Origin of the sequence: Pandoraea pnomenusa, assembly GCF_040391475.1 — a bacterium.
Taxonomy (GTDB): domain Bacteria; phylum Pseudomonadota; class Gammaproteobacteria; order Burkholderiales; family Burkholderiaceae; genus Pandoraea; species Pandoraea pnomenusa_C.
Window position 1 is genome coordinate 1 of record NZ_JBEBXS010000001.1, and the last position, 20,340, is coordinate 20,340.

15 protein-coding genes are annotated in these 20,340 nt (G+C 63.6%); 4 read left to right on the top strand and 11 right to left on the bottom strand.

Annotated elements, in window-relative coordinates; all coding sequences use genetic code 11:
• Together ABWO90_RS00005 and hisN are read right to left on the bottom strand one after the other, a co-directional pair.
• Positions 1-1,051, bottom strand: a 1,051-nt coding sequence (locus ABWO90_RS00005) for a glutamine synthetase family protein (RefSeq protein WP_353189144.1), incomplete at its 3' end; no start/stop codon positions are given.
• A 90-nt stretch (positions 1,052-1,141) separates the two neighbouring features.
• A complete protein-coding gene (gene hisN / locus ABWO90_RS00010) occupies positions 1,142-1,951 on the bottom strand; it encodes a histidinol-phosphatase (RefSeq protein ID WP_353189145.1) in 810 nt (269 codons plus the stop codon).
• 274 nt (positions 1,952-2,225) lie between these two features.
• On the opposite strand from hisN, the gene ABWO90_RS00015 reads away from it, so the two are divergent.
• The 4 genes from ABWO90_RS00015 (at position 2,226) to ABWO90_RS00030 (ending at position 6,806) form a co-directional block, all read left to right on the top strand.
• On the top strand, positions 2,226-3,245 hold the full coding sequence (locus tag ABWO90_RS00015; RefSeq protein ID WP_353189146.1) for an extracellular solute-binding protein: 1,020 nt from the start codon (positions 2,226-2,228) through the stop codon (positions 3,243-3,245).
• Between the two features lie 89 nt (positions 3,246-3,334).
• The gene (locus tag ABWO90_RS00020; protein ID WP_353189147.1) at positions 3,335-4,342 is read left to right on the top strand and encodes an ABC transporter ATP-binding protein; all 1,008 of its coding nucleotides are present in this window, start codon (positions 3,335-3,337) and stop codon (positions 4,340-4,342) included.
• Positions 4,339-6,039 carry an ABC transporter permease subunit gene (locus ABWO90_RS00025; protein ID WP_353189148.1) on the top strand — a complete coding sequence of 567 codons (1,701 nt, stop codon included), beginning with the start codon at positions 4,339-4,341 and terminating at the stop codon, positions 6,037-6,039. Before ABWO90_RS00020 ends, ABWO90_RS00025 begins: the two co-directional genes overlap by 4 nt.
• On the top strand, positions 6,039-6,806 hold the full coding sequence (locus ABWO90_RS00030) for a DeoR/GlpR family DNA-binding transcription regulator (RefSeq protein ID WP_353189149.1): 768 nt from the start codon (positions 6,039-6,041) through the stop codon (positions 6,804-6,806). The genes ABWO90_RS00025 and ABWO90_RS00030 overlap by 1 nt, the downstream gene beginning before the upstream one ends.
• Before the next feature lie 33 nt (positions 6,807-6,839).
• On the opposite strand, the gene ABWO90_RS00035 is transcribed toward ABWO90_RS00030, so the two are convergent.
• The 9 genes from ABWO90_RS00035 to ABWO90_RS00075 form a co-directional block, all read right to left on the bottom strand.
• Complete coding sequence (locus ABWO90_RS00035) at positions 6,840-8,048, bottom strand: GGDEF domain-containing protein (RefSeq protein ID WP_353189150.1); 1,209 nt, start codon at positions 8,046-8,048, stop codon at positions 6,840-6,842.
• Between the two features lie 124 nt (positions 8,049-8,172).
• Positions 8,173-9,441: an MFS transporter gene (locus ABWO90_RS00040; protein WP_353189151.1), complete on the bottom strand. Its 1,269-nt coding sequence runs from the start codon at positions 9,439-9,441 to the stop codon at positions 8,173-8,175.
• 10 nt (positions 9,442-9,451) lie between these two features.
• Positions 9,452-10,258, bottom strand: a complete 807-nt coding sequence (locus ABWO90_RS00045) for a peptidylprolyl isomerase (RefSeq protein ID WP_353189152.1) — start codon at positions 10,256-10,258, stop codon at positions 9,452-9,454.
• Between the two features lie 40 nt (positions 10,259-10,298).
• Positions 10,299-10,982: a respiratory nitrate reductase subunit gamma gene (narI, locus tag ABWO90_RS00050; RefSeq protein WP_353189153.1), complete on the bottom strand. Its 684-nt coding sequence runs from the start codon at positions 10,980-10,982 to the stop codon at positions 10,299-10,301.
• Between the two features lie 24 nt (positions 10,983-11,006).
• Entirely contained in the window at positions 11,007-11,732 is a 726-nt protein-coding gene (gene narJ / locus ABWO90_RS00055) for a nitrate reductase molybdenum cofactor assembly chaperone (protein ID WP_353189154.1), read from the bottom strand.
• 1 nt (position 11,733) lies between these two features.
• The gene (narH, locus tag ABWO90_RS00060) at positions 11,734-13,260 is read right to left on the bottom strand and encodes a nitrate reductase subunit beta (protein ID WP_353189155.1); all 1,527 of its coding nucleotides are present in this window, start codon (positions 13,258-13,260) and stop codon (positions 11,734-11,736) included.
• Positions 13,257-17,018, bottom strand: coding sequence for a nitrate reductase subunit alpha (locus ABWO90_RS00065; protein ID WP_353189156.1), 3,762 nt, complete (start codon positions 17,016-17,018; stop codon positions 13,257-13,259). The genes narH and ABWO90_RS00065 overlap by 4 nt, the downstream gene beginning before the upstream one ends.
• A 451-nt stretch (positions 17,019-17,469) precedes the next feature.
• Positions 17,470-18,441 (bottom strand): helix-turn-helix domain-containing protein, encoded by a 972-nt coding sequence (locus ABWO90_RS00070; RefSeq protein WP_353189157.1) that lies wholly within the window; start codon positions 18,439-18,441, stop codon positions 17,470-17,472.
• A gap of 125 nt (positions 18,442-18,566) precedes the next feature.
• The gene (locus ABWO90_RS00075) at positions 18,567-20,306 is read right to left on the bottom strand and encodes an ATP-binding cassette domain-containing protein (protein ID WP_353189158.1); all 1,740 of its coding nucleotides are present in this window, start codon (positions 20,304-20,306) and stop codon (positions 18,567-18,569) included.
• Positions 20,307-20,340 lie beyond the last annotated feature (34 nt).

A 20,340-nucleotide genomic window follows, 5' to 3' on the forward strand; every position in this document is an offset into this window, starting at 1 on the left:
ACTTGTCGGTGCCGGGAATCAGACGCAGCGCCGTGGTGCGATTCTCCATGCCCCAGGTAGCGTCCAGCGGCGCCCAGTAACCGGGCACGAGACGCGAGTAGCTGTTGACGGTCTGCGCGTACATCGCCATGAACTCCGGCAGATACCGTTGCACACCCGCCATGAAACTCGCTTGCGTCCGGCTCATGCCGTAGGCCTGGCTCTCGTCGTAGAACGCGGATCGATTCGTCTTCTTGTCGCGTAACGAGACATGAATGTGGCCGCTCTGTCCGGGATGGTCATGCGACCACTTCGCCATGAACGTTGCCATCAGACCGTTGCGCTGGGCCAGCGCCTTGGTGAACGTCTTGAACAGAAAGCCCTTGTCTGCCGCGTTGGCCGCGAGGTCGACGGCGAGCGCCGCTTCCAGCACGCCCGGCCCGGTCTCGGTGTGGAGCCCCTCGATGGGCATGTCCATGCCCTCGCACATCTCGTTGAGCTGGCGGTAGAAATCCGAGGCCACGGTGCTGCGCAGCACCGAGTATCCAAAATTGCCCGGCGTCCAGTTCTCGAGGTTGCGATAGCCCTTCTCGCGCACCGACTGCGGCGTTTCGTTGAACATGAAGAACTCGTACTCCAGCGCGGCGTAGGCGTCGAACCCCATCTCGTCGGCGCGCGTGAGCACCCGGTGTAGCAACCGCCGGGGACAGACGTCTGCCGCATCGCCTTCGAACTCCGCGAGGAAGAACAGCATCGGCTCGCCCCCCGGCCCGGTCTCCAGCGCAAGTCGACGGCAGCTCTCCGGCACGATACGTACCTGCGCGTCGGGATACGCCGTATGCCAACCGGTGTATTTGACGTTGTCGTACAGATGATCGTCGAGATCCCAGCCCAGGACGACATTGCAGAAGGCAAATCCCGATTTGAGCGCCGACAGGAACTTGTCCTTGCGCAGGTATTTGCCGCGCATGACGCCATCGATGTCGGACAGGCCCACCTTGATATGCGACAACGCACTCGCCTCGACCAGCGCAACCGCGTCTGCCACCGTTTTCACCGCGCGTTCTTGCATCGTTCTACTCACTAGACGTTGTTGTGAACCCGTGCGCCACCGGTGCGCACCCGCTTGCAAAAACTGTCGCGCCGCACCGGGCGCCGAGCCTCAGGGCGCCACGCAGCCGATGACCGCCAGCGCTTCACGATGCAGCTCGGCGTTCGCCGCAGCGATCACCCTGCCGCGCGAATGCAGCGTCAGTGGCTGGCCGTCCCAGTCGGTGATGACCCCGCCGGCCGCCTCGATGACCGGCGCGAGCGCCAGATAGTCGTAGGGCTGCAGGCTCGCCTCCATCACCAGATCGATATGGCCGCTCGCCAGCAGCGCATAGGCATAGCAGTCGCCACCGAAGCGGCGGCTGCGCACGGCGCCGGACAATCGTGCGAAGGCATCGGCTTCCGCGCCCTGAAAAATGTCGGGAGAGGTGGCGTACACGGTGGCATCGGACAGCCGGGTGATCTTGCTGGTGGTGCACACAGCGCCATTGAGCCACGCGCCCTGCCGGTATCGACCCACCCATCGCTCGGCCTGCACCGGCATATCGATGACACCGACCACCGGCGAGCCCCGATGCAGCACGGCGAGGAGCGTGCCCCAAAGCGGAAATCCGGTGATGAAACTCCGCGTGCCGTCGATGGGATCGATCGACCAGACGAATTCGGCATCCGCGTGGGCGCTACCGAACTCCTCGCCGAGAATGCCATGCGTCGGAAACCGCTCGGCAATGCGTCGGCGCAGGGCCTGCTCGACATTGCGGTCCGCGATCGTCACCGGACTCTCATCGGCCTTGAGGTCGATCTCGAGACGACGCCGGAACCACCCTAGCGATAGCGGACGCACTTCGTCTGCCAGCGTTTCGGCGAAATCCGAGAGGGCCTGCAAAGACGGCTCGATAGCGGCGCCCGACATGGTAGGCATTGGCAAACTCCCAAGAGATTCGACGCGTGCGACGACGCGTCGACACTGTGGCGAAACCGGCTGAGTTTCCCGGTCAATGGCACGTCGGCAAGCGACGACATTGGCCCGTGAAAAATGTTTTTTTTAGTCTAGACACAGATACACAAATTTGCAAATATGCACAAAATAACAAAAATAAGTTGTGTACTGAAGGGACACGGGCCCACGGCGAACACGGCAGTTCTTGACGCATGCGCCGCCCCGTCGATTGCGAAAACATCTACTGGAGTTCGCCATGCGACGTATCAAGCAACTTGCCGTTTCCACCGCCCTCGCCGCGACATTCGGGCTGCTCGTGAGCACCGCCGCGCATGCGGGTGAAATCACCGTCTACACCGCGCTGGAAGACGACGAAATCGCCACCTACCTGGCAGCTGCGAAGAAAGCCATGCCGGACGTTACGGTTCACGTGCTACGCCTGTCGACGGGCGATCTCGGTGCCCGCCTGTTGGCCGAGTCGAACAATCCGCGCAACGACGTCATCTGGGGCTTTGCCGTAAGTAACATGCTCGACAAGCGCATCGAAGGCTTGCTCGAACCGTACTCGCCCAAAGGCGTGGACGTGCTGCCCGCGCAGTATCGCGATGCCAGCGGCAAATGGTTTGCCGCAACGGGCTACATGGCGGCATTTTGCGTGAACACGGAACGACTCAAGGCGAAGAACCTGCCGATGCCGACATCGTGGACCGACCTCACGAAGCCCATCTACAAAGGCGAAATCGTGATGCCCAATCCGGCGGCGTCCGGCACGGGGTATCTGCAAATCGCCGCGATTCTGCAAGGCCAGGGCAAGGACAAGGGATGGGCATTCCTCAAGCAACTGAACACGAACATCGCCCAGTACACGGACTCCGGCTCGAAGCCCTGCAAGATGGCGCGAACCGGGGAGTACGCCGTAGGCGCGTCGTTTGCCTTCCCCGCCATGCAGTCGATCGAAGCCGGCTACCCGATCAAGATGGTGATCCCCACCGACTGGGACGGCTATGAACTCGAAGCGTCCGGCCTGATGAAGACGTCGAAGAACAAGGCCGACGCCAAGCGCTTCCTCGACTGGACGCTCTCGAACAACGTCACGCCGCTCTACAAGAAGTACAAGGAGATCGTGACGGTGCCGGGCATCACGCCGTCCGAAGCCTCCGTCAATGCCGGCCTGCCCAAGGACATCACCAAGGTGCTCTACCCGGTGAACTTCCCGCAAGCGGCTGCCGAGCGCGACGGCACCATCAAGACGTGGCAGGACTCGATGAAGCGCTGACGGCCATTCCCCCGGTGCTACCGATGCGGCCCACTGCGCCGCATCGGGCACCTCGGAGCGCAGGACGATGAGGACAAGGAGAAGCCGACATGTCGCTGGAAATCACGGACATCTGCAAGCGTTTCGACGATTTCGTTGCGCTCGAACGCATTAATCTCTCGGTCGACGAGCACGAGTTCGTCTGCCTGCTCGGCCCGAGCGGCTGTGGCAAGACAACGCTGCTGCGCATCATCGCAGGACTGATGCCCTTTGACAGCGGACGGCTCACGCTGCGCGGCAAGGACCTCGGATCGGTGCCTGCGAAGAAGCGCGGATTCGGCATCGTCTTCCAGTCGTATTCGCTGTTCCCGAACATGACCGTCGCCGAAAACGTGGGCTATGGCCTGCGAATTCGCGGCGAATCGCGCGACCGTATCGGCAAGCGCGTCGAGCAACTGCTCGCCCTCATCAAGTTGCCTCAGTTGGCAGCCCGCTATCCGTGGCAACTCTCCGGCGGCCAGCAACAGCGCGTGGCACTGGCGCGCGCCCTTGCGGTCGATCCCGCCCTGATTCTGCTCGACGAACCGTTGTCCGCGCTCGACGCGCGCGTGCGCACGGAGATGCGCACCGAGATTCACGAAGTGCAGCGTCGCCTGGGCATTCCGACGATCATGGTGACGCACGATCAGGAAGAGGCCCTCACGCTGGCCGACAAGGTCGTTTGCATGAACAACGGACGTATCGAGCAGATCGGTTCGCCGCAGGAGCTGTACTCGCGCCCGGCGACACGATTCGTCGCGGACTTTGTCGGCATCAGCAATCTGCTGCCAACCGATTGGGTGCGCGACGCCCTGCCGCATCTGATGCAGAGCCGGCCAAGTGGCGACGACAGCCACTTCGAAGCGTGCATCCGGCCCGAACAGTTTGTCGTCCACCGCGACCCCGGTGCCGACGCCCGCATTCGCGACATCACCTATCTCGGCAACCTGAGCCGCCTGCGAATCGACTGGCGTGGAAAGCACCTGATTGCGGAATGTCATCGTGGCGTGGCGGCGCAACCCGGCGACGCCGTGCGCATCGAAGCCGACCACGACGCCTGCGCATGGGTGAGCGTATGAGTGCCACGCCTGCCAGTCTGCCTCGCACGCCGGAATTGATGCGCCCGGCCGGGCGCAGCGCCGAGCAACTGCTCGTTGCCGTGTCGATTCTGGTACCGCTTGCCGGCCTGACGCTGTTCTTCGTGTATCCGCTGCTCACCATTGCGTGGCACAGCCTGATTCTCAAGGACGGTTCGTTCGGGCTCGGCAACTATGCCGCACTGGCCACCACCCCGGGCATCCTGACGGCCACGCGCAACAGCCTGTCCGTCAGCTTTGCGACCACCCTCGTGTGCATCGTCGGGGGCTTCCTCGTGGCCTTCGCCCTGGAGCGCACGCGCATGCGTGGCACCGGCGTGATTCGCGCGGCATTGACGCTGCCACTGCTTGCGCCTTCGCTGGTACAGGGGCTGGGCTTGCTGTTCGTGCTCGGGCGCAACGGGCTGGTCCACAAGTGGACCGGCTGGGACATCAACATCTACGGCTTCTGGGGCTTGTTGATTGCCAACGTCTTCTACGCGCTGCCGCAGGCCGTGATGATTCTTCAGGCCTCGTTGCGCAATTCGGATGCGCGCTACTACGATGCAGCCGAAGTCATGGGCGCCTCCGGCTGGCGGCAGTTCTTCGACATTACGCTGCCGAATTGCAAGTTCGGTGTATTGAGCGCGGCGTTCGTCGTGTTCATCGTCACGTTGACCGATTTCGGTAACGCGGCGGTCATCGGCGGCGACTATCGTGTACTCGCGACCGAGATCTACAGTCAGGTCTCGGGACAAATGGACTTCGGCATGGGGTCGGTCGTCGGCATTCTGTTGCTGCTGCCGTCGCTGGTGTCGATCTACATCGAACGTGTGGCGTCGCAACGCCAGTTCGGTAGTGCGTCGGAAGGCCTGATTCCCGTTCGCCCGACGCCCGCCCGGGTTCGCGATGGCGCATTCGGCGGGTTTGCCTGGCTCGTCGCGCTGCTGATCGTGGGACTGGTCGGCACGGTCGTCTTCGCGAGCTTCGTCAAGCTGTGGCCGTACCGCATGACGCTCACGCTGGCGAACTACGACATCACGCTGGCCGACGGCTACACGCCGCTGTGGACCTCGCTTCAGATTTCGATCGCCGCCGCACTCATCGGCGTGATCCTGCTGTTCTCGCTCGCCTTCGGCACCAAGCGACTGCCGGGCGGGCTGTCGAAAGCGGTGTATCTGCTGGCCGTGCTGCCCGTCGGCGTGCCCGGGCTGGTGATCGGTCTGTCGTACATCTTTGCTTTCAACGTGCCGGGCACTCCGCTGTACTGGTTCTATGGCAGCGCGGTACTCATCGCACTGTGCAACTTCTACCACTATCACACGCAGGGATTCCTGACGATGGTCACCGGCATGCGCGCCGTCCCGCCTGCGCTCGAGGAAGTCACCAGTTGTCTGGGCGGTCACATGGGGCAAGTGCTGCGCGACGCGGTGCTACCATTCATGGTCCCAACCGTGCTGTCCGTCTTCTTCTTTCTGTTCATGCGTTCCATGGTCACGCTCTCGGCGGTGATTTTCCTTGTCACGCCGACCCTCAACGTGGCGTCCGTTTCGGTCATGCGCCTTGACGAATCCGGCTTCGTGTCGCAAGCCGCTGCCTTCTCCACGATCATCATTGCCGTTGTGGGTGCCGCGTTGCTCATCATGCGCGCGGCGCTCGGCAAACTGAGCCCGAAGCTCGGCGCAAAGGGGGCCGCATAATGTGGCAGGAAGAACGATTCACCCGGATTCGGGCACTGCTCTCGGCCTACTCGCGGGTGTCGACGGACCGTATCGTTGCGGACCTCGATGTCTCACGCGAAACCGTCCGGCGCGATCTGCTCGAACTCGAGGCGTTGGGCGAACTGAAGCGCGTGCACGGCGGCGCCGTGAGGGTGCAGGACGAACCGCCGATTGCCGAGCGTGCGAACACGCGAATCAAATACAAGCGCGCCATTGCCAAAACTGCCGCGTCACTCGTGAGCAACGGGCAGACGCTGTTCCTCGACGCGGGAAGCACCACCGCCATTCTTGCCGAAGCGCTCGCCGCACTGTCGGGATTGACGATCATCACCAACTCGTTCGATGTCGCCCTGAACATGCAACGTGCAGGGGACGACGGGCGAGGCAACCAGGTCTACGTGCTCGGGGGGGCGCTCGGCGCCCGTTTGCCCGCGACGTTCGGTGACACGACCATTGCCGAGCTGCATCGCTATCGTGCCGACGTCGCGCTGCTGTCGCCGGTTGGCGTCGACGCGAACTACGGTGCAACGAGCTACGATCATCAGGAAGCGGAAGTCGCGCGCGCCATGGTGACCAATGCGACGCAGACCTTCATTCTTGCCGATTACAGCAAGATCGGCCTTTGCAGCCGGATCAGCTATTGCGCCACCGCGCGGATCGATCGGCTCATCACCAATCAGAAAGCGGAGGATTCCGAGGCCTTTGCAGCCCTTCAATCGAGGGTATCGCAGATCACGCTGGCCTGACCGCCTGCGCCGGACGCCGCGAGCGAGACCGCACTACGCCAGCCGCTGCGAGTGCGAGCCCCAGTCGGGTGGCGACGGATCCTGATGATCCGGCAATACGTGCGCAGGCGCGACCACGACGCAATTGCGCCCATTCGCTTTCGCGGCATATAGCGCAGCGTCGGCGCGCGCCATCACCGACGCCAGCGTATCGCCTTCGCAGAACGCGTCGACACCGGCGCTTAGCGTCGCCACGACTTCCCTGCCCGGCACGCACGAGCCCGATACGGCCACGATCTCTCGCAACCGGTCGACCACGCGCCCGGCCTCTTCCTTCGTTTCCGCCGGCAACAACAACGCGAATTCCTCGCCGCCGATCCGGCCGACGATATCGCGATCGCGCACGGCATGCGCGATCAGCGATGCAACGTGTGCCAGCGCACAATCGCCGGCCGCGTGCCCGTAACGGTCGTTGATGCTTTTGAAGTTATCGATGTCGAGAATCGCGATGGAAAACGAGGGCCGCCCGGCTGCCGTGGCGGCGGCGACCGACTCGGCGCGGGCGATGAACGCGCGTCGCGCCAGCACGCCGGTCAGGTCGTCAAACGTCGCCAGACGCTCCATCCGGTCGGCAAGTCGGTCGTGCGCCAGCAGCACCATGCCCACCGACAGACATGGCAGCGTGAGCGTTGCCATGCCGAGGAACACGACATTGAGGGGCGTCGGTTCGAGGAAGACCGTTTCGTGCGCCAATCCCGACGCGTAGGCAACGGCCCGGATCCCGTGGATCACCGCACCGGAGATGGCGGCGACGGACACGAAGTAATAGGCATACTTGGGACGCCCAGCGGGCCGGTACTTCAGCACTTCCCAGCCGATCTGAAAGCGCACATAGGCGATGAACGCCGAAATCATGGCACTGCGGGCATCCACATGCGGCGACACGAACGTCCAGTAGACGAGCATGACGAAGATCACGCCGCACACGCCGAACTCCCAGGGCACCGATGCCCGCGTCTTCAGGAACTGGCGAAAGCCGCGCAGGCCGAGCATCGAGGCCACCATCAGCAACGTGCTCGCCGCGACCACGATCCCGTTCGACGTGCCGATCAGGAGCAACCCCGCCACCACGGCCAGCAGACCGCTGGCCACGCACCACAGGCGGATCCCCGGCACCTCTGCCTTGAACAGGGAGCCCAGCACCGCCACGCTCATGACGCACGATAGGATCGCTATGCTGATGAAGACTGCCGGAATGGACATGAAGGCGTCACAGGGTGATGGATGGGGTGACGACACCGCGATCGTCACGCCATTTTGCCCTAAATGAACACGCAAGGATGTGCCCTTGTAGCCACACCTTCCTTCGGCAGCCTTCCCCCGCGTCCTACATCACCCGGGCCTTTCGCACCTCGGACAGATAGATCACGATCAGCGACACCCAGACGATGCCGTACATGAGCATGAAACAGCTCGACCGGATCTTGAGAATATCCAGCAGCGCGCCGAACATGATCGGCAGCAGGAAGCCGCCAAGGCCGCCGGCCAGACCGACAATGCCCGTGACAACGCCGAGATTCTCGGGGAATTCGTCGGCGACATACTTGAACGTCGAGGCCATGCCGAACGCGAAGACCGCGCCCAGTACAAAGGCCAGCAGCACGAACGCAACGACCGATACGCTGATGTGGAATGTCTGCGGGCCGTCGATCGTGTAGATGACGAAGTCCGTCTTCGGATACGACAGCAGGAACAGGCAGATCCACGCCACCCACAGGCACCACCACGTCACCGCGTGCGCCCCGAACTTGTCCGAGAGTACCCCGCCGACCGCGCGCAGCACCGAACCCGGCAGCGAGAAGCCGGCAGCCACGGCGGCCGCCATCACCACCGTCATGCCATATTCCGCCTTGAGGTACTGCGGAATCCACAGCGAAAGTGCCGTGAACCCGCCGAACGTGATCGAGTAGTACTGACACAGCCGCCAGACTCGCACATTGCGCAGCACCTTGAACGACTCGAGAATCGAGCCGCCCTTCTTGCCCGCGCCGGGGTCCGGTGCCGACGCCAGCCAGAAAATCACTGCCGTCACGATCAAAGCCACCGCATAGATGCGCGGCACCATCCGCCACCCGTAGGCCGCCTGCAAGGTCGGTGTGATGAACAGATTGACGGCAGCGCCGACCGTGCCCGCACCGAAAAAGCCCATCGCGAAGCCACGCTTTGCGGGCGGGAAGAACCGGGCGACATACGGCGTGCCCACGGCGAACGACGCCCCGACACACCCCAGGAACAACCCGATGACGAGGAACTGCCACAATTGCGTGGCGTAGCTCACGATGAACACCGGTACGGAGCACGCGACGAGCAGCACCGTCATCACGATGCGCCCGCCGAAGCGGTCGGTCCAGATGCCGAGCGGCAGGCGCATTACAGCGCCCGTGAGTACCGGCGTGGCTGTCAGCAGGCCGAACTCGGTACTGTTCAGGCCGAGGTCTTCGCGCAACTGGATGCCCAATACCCCGAACATCATCCAGACCACAAAGCACACGAGGAACGCGAGTGTGCTGGCGAACAGCACCGAATAGGCCTTCGGCCCCGGCGCAGGCGTGTTATCGGCAACGGCCGGCGATGCGGCAACGCGTGCGGTATCCATGCCCTCTCCTTTACTGGACCAGCGGCCCGTCGGCTGGCGCAAACGTCACGCCCTCCAGATCGGCTTGTGCAGCGAGCAGCAGCACATATTGACGCGTGGCACGCAGGCGCACCTGCTCGGTGAGCATCGTGGCGATGTCGTCGTGGACGGCTTCGAACGGAATCAACGTGCCCGGCACCCGGTGATCGATGCGCACCAGGTGGAAACCGAAGCGCGTCTTGATCAGGCGCGGCAATACGCCCGTCTCGGACGTGCCGAAGATACCCTGCGCGAACTCCGGCACCACGCTTTCGCGGTCGAGCTGGCCGAGACTGCCGCCGACCTGCGCAGACGGACAATTCGAGCACTCGCGCGCCATGCCTTCGAACTGATCGGGGTTCTGGAGAATGCCGTTGAGCGTCTCCTCCGCCTTGGCCCGCATGAGCGCGAGCGGCGCGCGGCCGGTCACCGCGAACAGGATGTGACTGGCGTGAACCAGTTCGCCGCTCGTGAAGCGCTCCGGGTGCTGGTCGTAATACCGGCGCGCCTCCTGCGCGGTCGCCACCGGCGTGGCGACTTCCCGGGCGAAGACCGCATCGGCCAGGGCGTCGAGCCGCCCGGCATCCACCGTCAGTCCCAGTTCGACCGCGCGTTGACGCAGCAACTCGCGAATCGCGAGGGCGTAGCGCGCCGTCTGCTCGGCGTCAGCATCGGGTTCGTTCCCGCTCCCGGGCGTCTCCGGTGCCAGTTCCGCGACCGCTTCTTCGATCGCACTCGCCTCGATCTCGACGCCGTTCACGCGCAGCGGTGCGCGCGCCTCTGCCATCACAGTTTGCATAAGGAAAGTCCTTGGCGTTATGACGTGAAAGACAACGACTTCAGCGCTTGCGCACGAGTTGATACGGACGGATGAGATACACGACCGACGCCAAACCGCTCCAGATATGGACCATCCGGGTGAACGGCGACACGAGGAATATCGTGAAGCCGAGCGCGATATGCGCCCGATACGTCAGCGGCACGCCTTCGAGCAGGACCGCGACGCCCGGCTGGAACGTGACGATGCCCTTCACGTAGTCGGTCAGTTGCTCGAACATCGCGCCGTCCATGTGCCGCATCGACAGCAGCACCGTCCCCAGCCCGAGTGCGAGCTGGAACCAGAGCATGAACACGATGACGATGTCCCAGGTGCGGCTTGTGGCGCGCACACGCGGCGTACCGATGCGGCGGATGATGAGGATCGTCAGACCGATGATCGCCACGACCCCGGCCGCCCCGCCCCCGACCATGGCGAGCAGCTGATGCTGCGACGCCGACAGGAACGGCGACACCAGCCAGTGCGGTGCCAGAAACCCGACGAAATGCCCGGCCACGACCACCAGAATGCCCCAGTGGAACATGTTGCTGCCCAGGCGCAGCATGCCGTGTTTGAGCAACTGCGACGAATCGCTCTTCCACGAATACTGCTCGCGGTCGAAGCGGATCAGACTGCCGACGAGCAGCACCGTCAGACAGATGTACGGATAGATGCCGAACACGAACTGATGAAAGAAAGCTTGCATGGTCACACTCCTTGCTTTCCGAACTCAACGCCCGGGACGGCGCGCATGAAACTGGATCGGTTCTCCGACGGTGTTGCCCTGCCCGCCCGGATGGCCCGCGCCCATGAAGCGCACGGGCGCGTCCTGATAGGTCGCGTCGATCGCCTCGTAATCTTTCGCCTGCGGAATCTGCGCCGCGTCGTCGACATGCGCCGGCGCGGCCTTCGCCTCGCGTTGTGCCGTCGAAGCACCGGTCAGCCAGAGCAGTGCGCGCGTGAGCCCGGCATACGGCGAGCCCTGCTTCGCAAGCCCGGCGTCGATGCCCTGGAGCAGATGCTCGATGTCCTTCAGACGCGCCACACCCTCCGTCTCGGAGAGGACCGAGACATACTCCAGAAACGCGGGCAGATAGTCGGGCAGTTCGCCAGGCGCCAGATAGATGCCGCTGCGCTCGTACGTCTGCATGAGGTCCACCATCGCCTGCCCACGGTCGCGCGATTCGCCATAGACGTGCTCGAACAGATAGAGCGACGTCACACGGCCACGGTCGAACTGCGCGACGTAGTTCTCCTGCAGCGTGAGCAAATCGCGCTCGCGCCAGTAGGTGAAAAATGCGTCGAGATCTCGCCGTGCCGCACCGCCCAGGCGCGGATTGGCCAATAGCGTGCGCTCGATTTCCGGCATCGCCTCGTGAAGGTCTTCGCCCGGGTAATGCAGAAGCGCGCCGAGCAGGCGGCACTGCAGGCCGAGCGTGATATCGGATGCGGACATGTCAGATCTCCTGAATCGGGATGGTCCGCTGATTCTTCTTGACCGGGTTGAACAGGTTGCCGGTGTCCGTGCCCGGCGAGCAGCCGTTGCCGAACGAGAAGCCGCACTCCGAATGCAATTCGAAGGCGTTCTCCGCATATTCCCGATGCGCCGTCGGGATCACGAACCGGTCTTCGTAGTTGGCGATGGCGAGATACCGGTACATCGACTCGACCTGCGCTACGGACAGGCCCGTCTGCTGCAGGACATCGTCGGCCTGCACGCCGTCGACGTGACGGGCGCGCATGAAGGCCCGCATGGCCAGCAAGCGTTCGAGCGCGAGTTTGACCGGCGCCTCGTGGCCCGCCGTGAGCAGGTTCGCCAGATAGCGAAGCGGAATGCGCAACGATGCCACGTCGGGCAGCGAACCGTTCATGCCAAGATCGCCACTGTTGGCGGCGGCATTGATCGGCGAGAGCGGCGGGACGTACCACACCATCGGCAAGGTGCGGTACTCCGGATGGAGCGGGAACGCGATGCGCCAGTCGATGGCCATCTTGTAGACCGGCGACGCTTTCGCGCCTTCGATCCACGCGTCTGGCACACCGTCACGCCGGGCCTGTGCGATAACCTCGGGATCGTTCGGATCGAGGAATACCGAGAGCTGGGCCTCGTAGAGATCCTTCTCGTCCGGCACACCGGCGGCCTCGCTGATGCGATCGGCGTCGTACAGCAGCACGCCGAGATAGCGAATGCGGCCCACGCACGTTTCCGAACATACGGTCGGTTGCCCCGCTTCGATGCGTGGGTAGCAGAAGATGCACTTCTCGGCCTTGCCGCTGTGCCAGTTGTAATAGATCTTCTTGTACGGGCAGCCGGAGACACACATGCGCCAGCCGCGGCACTTGTCCTGATCCACGAGCACGATGCCGTCTTCCTCGCGCTTGTAGATCGAGCCCGACGGACACGACGCCACACAGGCCGGATTCAGGCAGTGCTCGCACAAGCGCGGCAGATACATCATGAAGGTGTTCTCGAACTGGCCGTAGATGTCCTTCTGCACTGCCTCGAAGTTGTAATCCTGCGAACGCTTGGCGAACTCGCCGCCGAGAATCTCTTCCCAGTTCGGCCCCCACTCGATCTTCTCCATGCGCTCGCCGGTCACCAGCGAACGCGGTCGCGCCACCGGCATCGCCTTGGCGTCCGAAGCCGTTTGCAGATGCCCGTAGTCGTAGGTGAACGGCTCGTAATAGTCGTCGATCTCCGGCAGATGCGGATTGGCGAAGATGCTCGCGAGCAACTTCAGCTTGCCGCCCTGAAGCGGCTCGAGCTTGCCATTGGCCTTGCGTGTCCAGCCCCCGCGCCAGCGCTTCTGGTTCTCCCAGTCCTTCGGATAACCGATGCCCGGTTTGGTCTCGACGTTGTTGAACCACGCGTACTCCATGCCTTCGCGGCTGGTCCAGACGTTCTTGCAAGTGATCGAGCAGGTGTGGCAGCCGATGCACTTGTCCAGATTCAGCACCATCGCAATCTGTGCGCGGACTTTCATTGGCGTTCTCCGGTCGGGGGCACGAGCACCTGGTCGGCGGTATCGTCGAGCCAGTCGATACGACTCATCTTGCGCACTACCAGGAACTCGTCGCGATTCGAGCCGACCGTGCCGTAGTAGTTGAAACCGTACGAAAGCTGGGCGTAGCCGCCGATCATGTGGGTCGGCTTGACGCTGATGCGGGTCACCGAGTTGTGAATGCCGCCGCGCGTGCCGGTGATCTCCGAACCCGGCGTGTTCACGATCTTCTCCTGAGCGTGATACATCATCACCGCCCCGCTCGGGATCCGCTGGCTCACCACGGCGCGGGCGCACAGCGCGCCGTTCGCGTTGAAGCACTCGATCCAGTCGTTGTCGACGATCTCGAGCTCGCGCGCGTCGTCCTCCGACATCCAGACGATCGGCCCGCCGCGCGACATGGTCAACATCAACAGGTTGTCGGTATAGGTGCTGTGAATGCCCCACTTCTGGTGCGGCGTGAGGAAGTTGAGCACCTTCTCGCGGTTGCCGTTACTGCGCTGGTTGAGCATGTGCGCGTAACTGCCCGTGTCGATGGGCGGCTTGTACACGCACAGCGACTCGCCGAACGCCCGCATCCACGGGTGATCCTGATAGAGCTGCTGGCGCCCGCTCAACGTGCGCCACGGCACCAGTTCGTGAACGTTGACGTAGCCGGCGTTGTACGACACGTGCTCCGATTCGATCCCGCTCCACGTCGGCGACGAAATGATCTTGCGCGGCTGCGCCTGAATGTCCCGGAACCGGATCTTCTCGTCGGCGCGGGCGTCGGCCAGATGGGCGTGAGGCTGTCCGGTCGCTTTCGAGAGTGCCTCCCAGGCACGCACGGCGACTTCGCCGTTGGTCTCCGGCGCGAGTGTCAGGATCACTTCGGCGGCGTCGAGCGCCGAATCGATTCGCGGACGCCCCTGCGACACCCCCGGCTCGTCGACCTTGTAGTTGAGCTGTCCCAGCAGATCGACCTCTTCGTGCGTCTGCCAGTTGATGCCCTTGCCACCGTTGCCGATCGTGTCCATCAGCGGTCCGAGCGACGTGAACTTCTTGTACGTGTTCGGATAATCGCGTTTGACGAGTACCACGCCCTGCGCCGTCTTTCCCGGGACCGGATCGCATTGCCCGGCGCCCCAATCCTTCACTTCGTAAGGCTGGGCGAGTTCGCCGGGCGCATCGTGTGCGATCGGTGCGAGCACGACGTCGGTCTCCTCGCCGAGATGACCGTCGCAAAGTTCGGAGAAGCGTTTCGCAATGCCCTTGAAGATCTCCCAGTCGCTGCGCGACTGCCATGCGGGGTCGACAGCGGCCGACAACGGATGGATGAACGGGTGCATGTCGGACGTGTTCAGGTCGTCCTTCTCGTACCACGTGGCCGTGGGCAACACGATATCCGAGTACATGCAGGTGGTGGACATCCGGAAGTCGAGTGTCACGAGCAGATCGAGCTTGCCCTTGGGCGCTTCGTCACGCCATTTGACTTCCTCCGGGCGCGCCCCGTGTTGCTTGCCGATGTCTTCCCCCTGCACACCGTGGGTCGTGCCAAGCAGATGCTTGAGGAAGTACTCGTGGCCCTTGCCCGACGACCCAAGCAAGTTCGAGCGCCACACGAACAGGTTGCGCGGGAAATTGTCCGGGTGATCGGGGTCGGTACACGACATGCGCAACGAGCCGTCCTTGAGGGCACCCGCCACGTATTGCCCTGCCGTTGCCGGATCCGGGAGCGAGCGCCCGACGTCCAGCGGGTTCGTCTGCAACTGCGGTGCCGTGGGCAGCCAGCCCATGCGCTCCGCCCGCACGTTGTAGTCGATGGGACGGCCATGAAACGGTGTCTTGTCGGCAAGCGGCGACAGCAGGCCCGACGGGTCGCTGTTGTCGTAGCGCCACTGATCCGTGTGGGCGTAGAAATACGACGTCGCGTTCATCTGGCGCGGCGGACGATGCCAGTCGAGGCCAAATGCCAGCGGCGTCCAGCCGGTCTGCGGACGCAGCTTTTCCTGTCCCACATAGTGCGACCAGCCCCCGCCCGACTTGCCGATACAACCGCACATCACCAGCATGTTGATGATGGCGCGGTACGACATGTCCATGTGGAACCAGTGATTGATGCCCGCGCCGATGATGACCATCGACTTGCCCTGCGTCTTGTGCGCGTTCTCGGCAAACTGACGCGCGACGGAAATCACGTCTTCGCGTTTCACGCCGGTAATGGCTTCCTGCCACGCCGGGGTGTACGGCACATCGTCGTCGTAGGTGTGTGCGATGTGCTCGCCGCCCAGGCCCTGATCCAGACCGTAGTTGGCGACGAACAGGTCGTAGACGGTCGCGACCAGCACCTCGCCTTCGTTCGTCTTCACGCGTCGTACGCCGACATTGCGACGCTGGGTCGACGCGTGCGACGTGCAGGTGAAGTGCGCATGCGGCTGGTTGCCGAAGTACGGGAACAGCACGGTCACGACCTCGTCGTGACCTTCGACCATCGAGAGCCGGGGCTTGATGGCGTTGCCGTCGGGCCCCTCTTCGCGCAGGTTCCACTTGCCCTGATTCGCCTCGTCGCCCTGCGACCAGCGATAGCCGACGGAGCCGACCGGAGCGACGTAATCACCGCTCAATTCGTCGATCACGACCGTCTTCCAGTCGGCGTTGTGCGGCTGTCCCAGCGCGCCTTCGAAATCGGCCGCACGCAGTTGGCGTTCGGGCACGTAGCCGTCACCATGCGGCACCAGGCGCACGAGGCACGGCATGTCGGTGAAGCGACGGCAGTAATCGATGAAGTAATCGCTCTTGCCTGCGAGATGGAACTCGTTGAGGATCACGTGCCCCATCGCGAGGGCCAGCGCGGCGTCGGTGCCCTGCTTCGGGTGCAGCCAGAGGTCGCCGAATTTGGCGCCCTCCGCGTAGTCGGGGAAGATCGAAACGATCTTGGTGCCCTTGTAGCGCACCTCGGTCATGAAGTGGGCGTCGGGCGTGCGGGTTTGCGGCACGTTCGAGCCCCACATCACGATGAACGTGGAGTTGTACCAATCTGCCGACTCGGGTACGTCCGTCTGCTCGCCCCAGGTTTGCGGCGACGCCGGCGGCAAATCGCAATACCAGTCGTAGAAGCTCAGACACACGCCACCGATCAGTGACAGATAGCGTGCGCCGGCGGCATACGACACCATCGACATGGCCGGAATCGGCGAGAAACCGGTCACGCGATCGGGACCGTAGCGCTTGACCGTGTACACGTTCGCTGCCGCGACGATTTCGTTGACCTCGTCCCACGACGCGCGCACGAACCCTCCCAGGCCCCGCCGGGTCTGATACGCGCGGCGCGACGACTCGTTCTCGACGATGGAAGCCCACGCCTCGACTGGCGCGAGCGACTTGCGAGCTTCACGCCAGCGCGACACGAGCGCGCTTCGCACAAGCGGGTACTTCAGACGATTGGCGCTGTAGAGATACCACGAATACGACGCGCCACGGGAACAGCCGCGCGGCTCGTGATTCGGCATGTCGGGACGGGTGCGGGGATAGTCGGTCTGCTGCGTTTCCCAAGTGACGATGCCGCCTTTGACATACACCTTCCAGGAGCAGGACCCGGTGCAATTCACCCCGTGCGTGGAGCGCACGATCTTGTCGAATTGCCAGCGCTGGCGGTAAGCGTCTTCCCAGCGACGGTCTTCGTCCGTCGTTGCACCGTGGCCTTCGGAGAACTGCGGCCGCGACGACGTGAAGAAGCGAAGACGGTCAACGAAGTGACTCATGGCGTTTCCCTGGCTTTGAGCCGATGCACGGGGCACCGGCGGGCGAGCGAAAGCAGGAACGCCGAACGATTCCGATGATTTGGGGGGCGGTTCCCGCTGACTTTTGGTAACGACTGCGCAGTCGGGTCTTCGATTACGGAGCGATTATTGCCCTTCGAACATGTCATGTAAAGCGCGTCGCATTCACAATTTGCGTTGGCTCAACACGTCTCGAAATTTCACACGGCGCCCCCCAGGGAAAGCCGCGCCACGTCTGGGTTTACAGGCGTTTTATCCTTTGAAAACGCGGGTATTTCGTGATTTTCAACGGGACGCTTTGCCTTTTAATTCGGGCCGCTATATTTATGACGTCATAGCGATTGCCCCGAGCATGACTGCCAGATGACAACCGATGACATGCCACGGCAAGGTGGTGCGACTAGCGTATTGAAAGCCGAGCGTCAACACTGCGTCACATGCTCGTGCGTTGCATCGCAAGCTGCTGCTCCCGGTATTCCCCGGGCGCCATGCCGTGATAACGCTTGAAGACACGATAGAAGGTCGCGAGGCTGTCGAAGCCACACATCTGGAAAATCTTGGTGACCGACACAGTGTCCTGCGCAGCGAGCAAGTTCAGTGCCGCGTCCAGGCGTAACAGCGTCAGCGTCTGCAGGTAGGATTGACCGACACTTTCGAAGACGATAAACAACTGACGTACGGAAATGCCGAGTTCGGTTGCAACCATCGTCGGCGTGAGGTCGGGTTGATGCCGGCGGCGCGCCATGATCTCGCGTGCCGCGTATCGCTGGCCGGCACGCAGGGCCGCCCGCACTTCCGTCATGCCGGGTCTGAGACGCCCCCGTGCCACCAATGCCAGGCGGGTCACATGGGCAAGGTCGGCCGCCGGATCGTCGAGGTGCGCGTCGTTGGCGGTCAGTGCGCGGAACAGCGCGCGAAACGGACGGGAAAACGCCTCGCTCGCCACGTAGCGGGCCGCAAACAGATCATCGACCGGCTGGCCGAGCATCAATGTGTCGTCGACGGGGATCTTGAGCAGACGAAAGTGGAAGTCGTCTGTCGTGGCGGGTGTCGCGCGGTATGGCTGATCGGAATGATTGACGATCATGTCGCCATTGCCTACGAACTGATGGTGTCCACTGCCGGTATCGAACATCCCGGCGCCGTGAATCTGCCAGCCGATGCACAGGCTGTCGGCGGCCACGCGGGCAATGTCGGCAGGCGTGCGACTGACCTGATAGGCCGACGCACGCAGTTCGGAGGCGATGGCATTCCCGATCGGACGCGCACTGAACGTGCCGCGAAAGCCCGCACGTCGTGCAGCAGGCATCTCGATGGTGACGCCGAACAGATGCTTGCCACGGACTTCACGCCAGTGGTCGAATCGATCCTGCGGGGCAAGGTCGTGGGTGGCAAAGCGGATCATGATCGCGCGCAGCACAGCACCAGTCGGTCGATGCCGCGATCATAGCCCGGTTCCCCGCTGCCGTGCGCTTGCGTCGGAAAACTGTGGCGAATGTGTGACGCCCGGTGGTCCGACCGGCGTGCGACCTAGGTGCGCCGTGCCAGCACCTCGTCCCGCGGACCGGCATCGACGACACGGCCGCCCTCCATCACCACGAGGGTGTCGAACCGCTCCAGCAGGCTCGGCCGGTGCACGGAGGCCACGATGCACGCGTCCGGAAACGCCTCGTACATGCGGTCGAACACCCGCGCCTCGGCCAGCGGATCGAGCGCGCTGGTCGGTTCGTCGAGCAGCAGCAGCGAACTGCCCTGCGCCGCAAGTGCGCCGCGCGCCAGTGCGAGACGCTGGCGTTGCCCGCCGGAGAGGTTGCCGCCGCGTTCGTTCAGCGCACTCGCAAGGCCGTCGGGCATGTGCCGGAGAACATCGTCGAACACACCGGCGTGTACGGCGGCTTGCAGCGCCTGCGGGTCGGCGGATGCACCGAACGTCAGGTTCTCCTCGACGCTCGCCTCGAACACCTCGGCCTCCTGCGGGATCAATGTGGCGAGCGTGCGCAAAGCAGGCCAGTCGATAGCGTTTCCATCGCGAAGCAGCGTTCCGTCCTGCGGCAGATAGAGACCCGCGAGCGTGCGCAACAGCGTGCTCTTGCCGCCGCCGCTCGGGCCGATCAGCGCGACGCGCGACCCTCGCCGCAACGTAAGCTCGACACTGCGCAGGCCACCGCGCGCGTCGTCCGCGTAGTGCCATGACACGTTATGCAGCACCAGCGCCTCCCACGGCGCGTCGGCGATCACGGCGGGCACGACGGCATCAGGATCTCCCGGCGCCTCCCAGATCGGCTCGGCACTGCCGTAGTCGGTATGCATGCGCGCGAAGCTCTGGAAATTCGACGCCATGGCGCCGACCACCGTCGCCGCCTGCTGCGCGTACTGGTAGATCATGAACACCGTACCCAGCATGACGGCCTGCCCCGGCTCGCGCGATTGCAGCACGTAGACCACCACGAGAATCCACGTCAGGCCCATACCGAGAATGTCGACGGCAAACCACTTGCCTTCGTTGACCGTGACGGTACGTCGCAGCGGCACCATCACCGCCTCGATTCGTTTGCCCAGCACCTTGCGCGACGCCGCTTGCAGGCGTAGACCGATTACCGTCGCGGCGTTCCCCACGAAGTCGAGCAACGCTGCGGCATAACGCCGTTCCGCGTCGTTCTCGGCGCGCGCGAGTTGCATCAGCACGCGGTCGAATCGCAGGATGATGACGGCGATCACGACATAGCCCGTCACGGCAATCGTGCCGCTGGTGCGCGACAGCAACGCCAGCGCCACGAGCGGCCCCACGAAATTGAACGCGCTCTGCAGATAGCCGAACTGGTTTTGCGCGAAGTCCGACAACGCGCGACTCGACTGCACCACGCGATGCTGAAGTTCGCCGGAGTGACGTCCGTCGCGCCAGGCCAGCGGCGCGGCCGCAATGCGTGCGTACAACTGGTCGGCGAGCCGTACACGCACGCGCACGCCGACATTGCGCTCGAGAATCCGGCCCGGGCCGTGCAGCAGCCACGACAGCAAATAGATGCCCACGAGATAACCGATCCAGCGGCCGGCCGTCGTCATGTCGTCCTGCTGAAGCGCATTGATCGCCTGCGCCGCGAGCCACGGCATGGTCAGGCGCAGCAGTTGCGCGGCAGACAACAGACCTGCGGCGCCGAGCAAATGCAGGCGCACGCCTTGCGCGTGGCGCCAGAGTGCGCGGTAGAGGTCGCGCGCTGCGCTGCCGAGTCCGACGGCCTGCGTGCGCGATGGAGAGTCCTGCGACGTCATGCGTTGATCGCTCCTTTGCCTGGGCTGCCTGCCG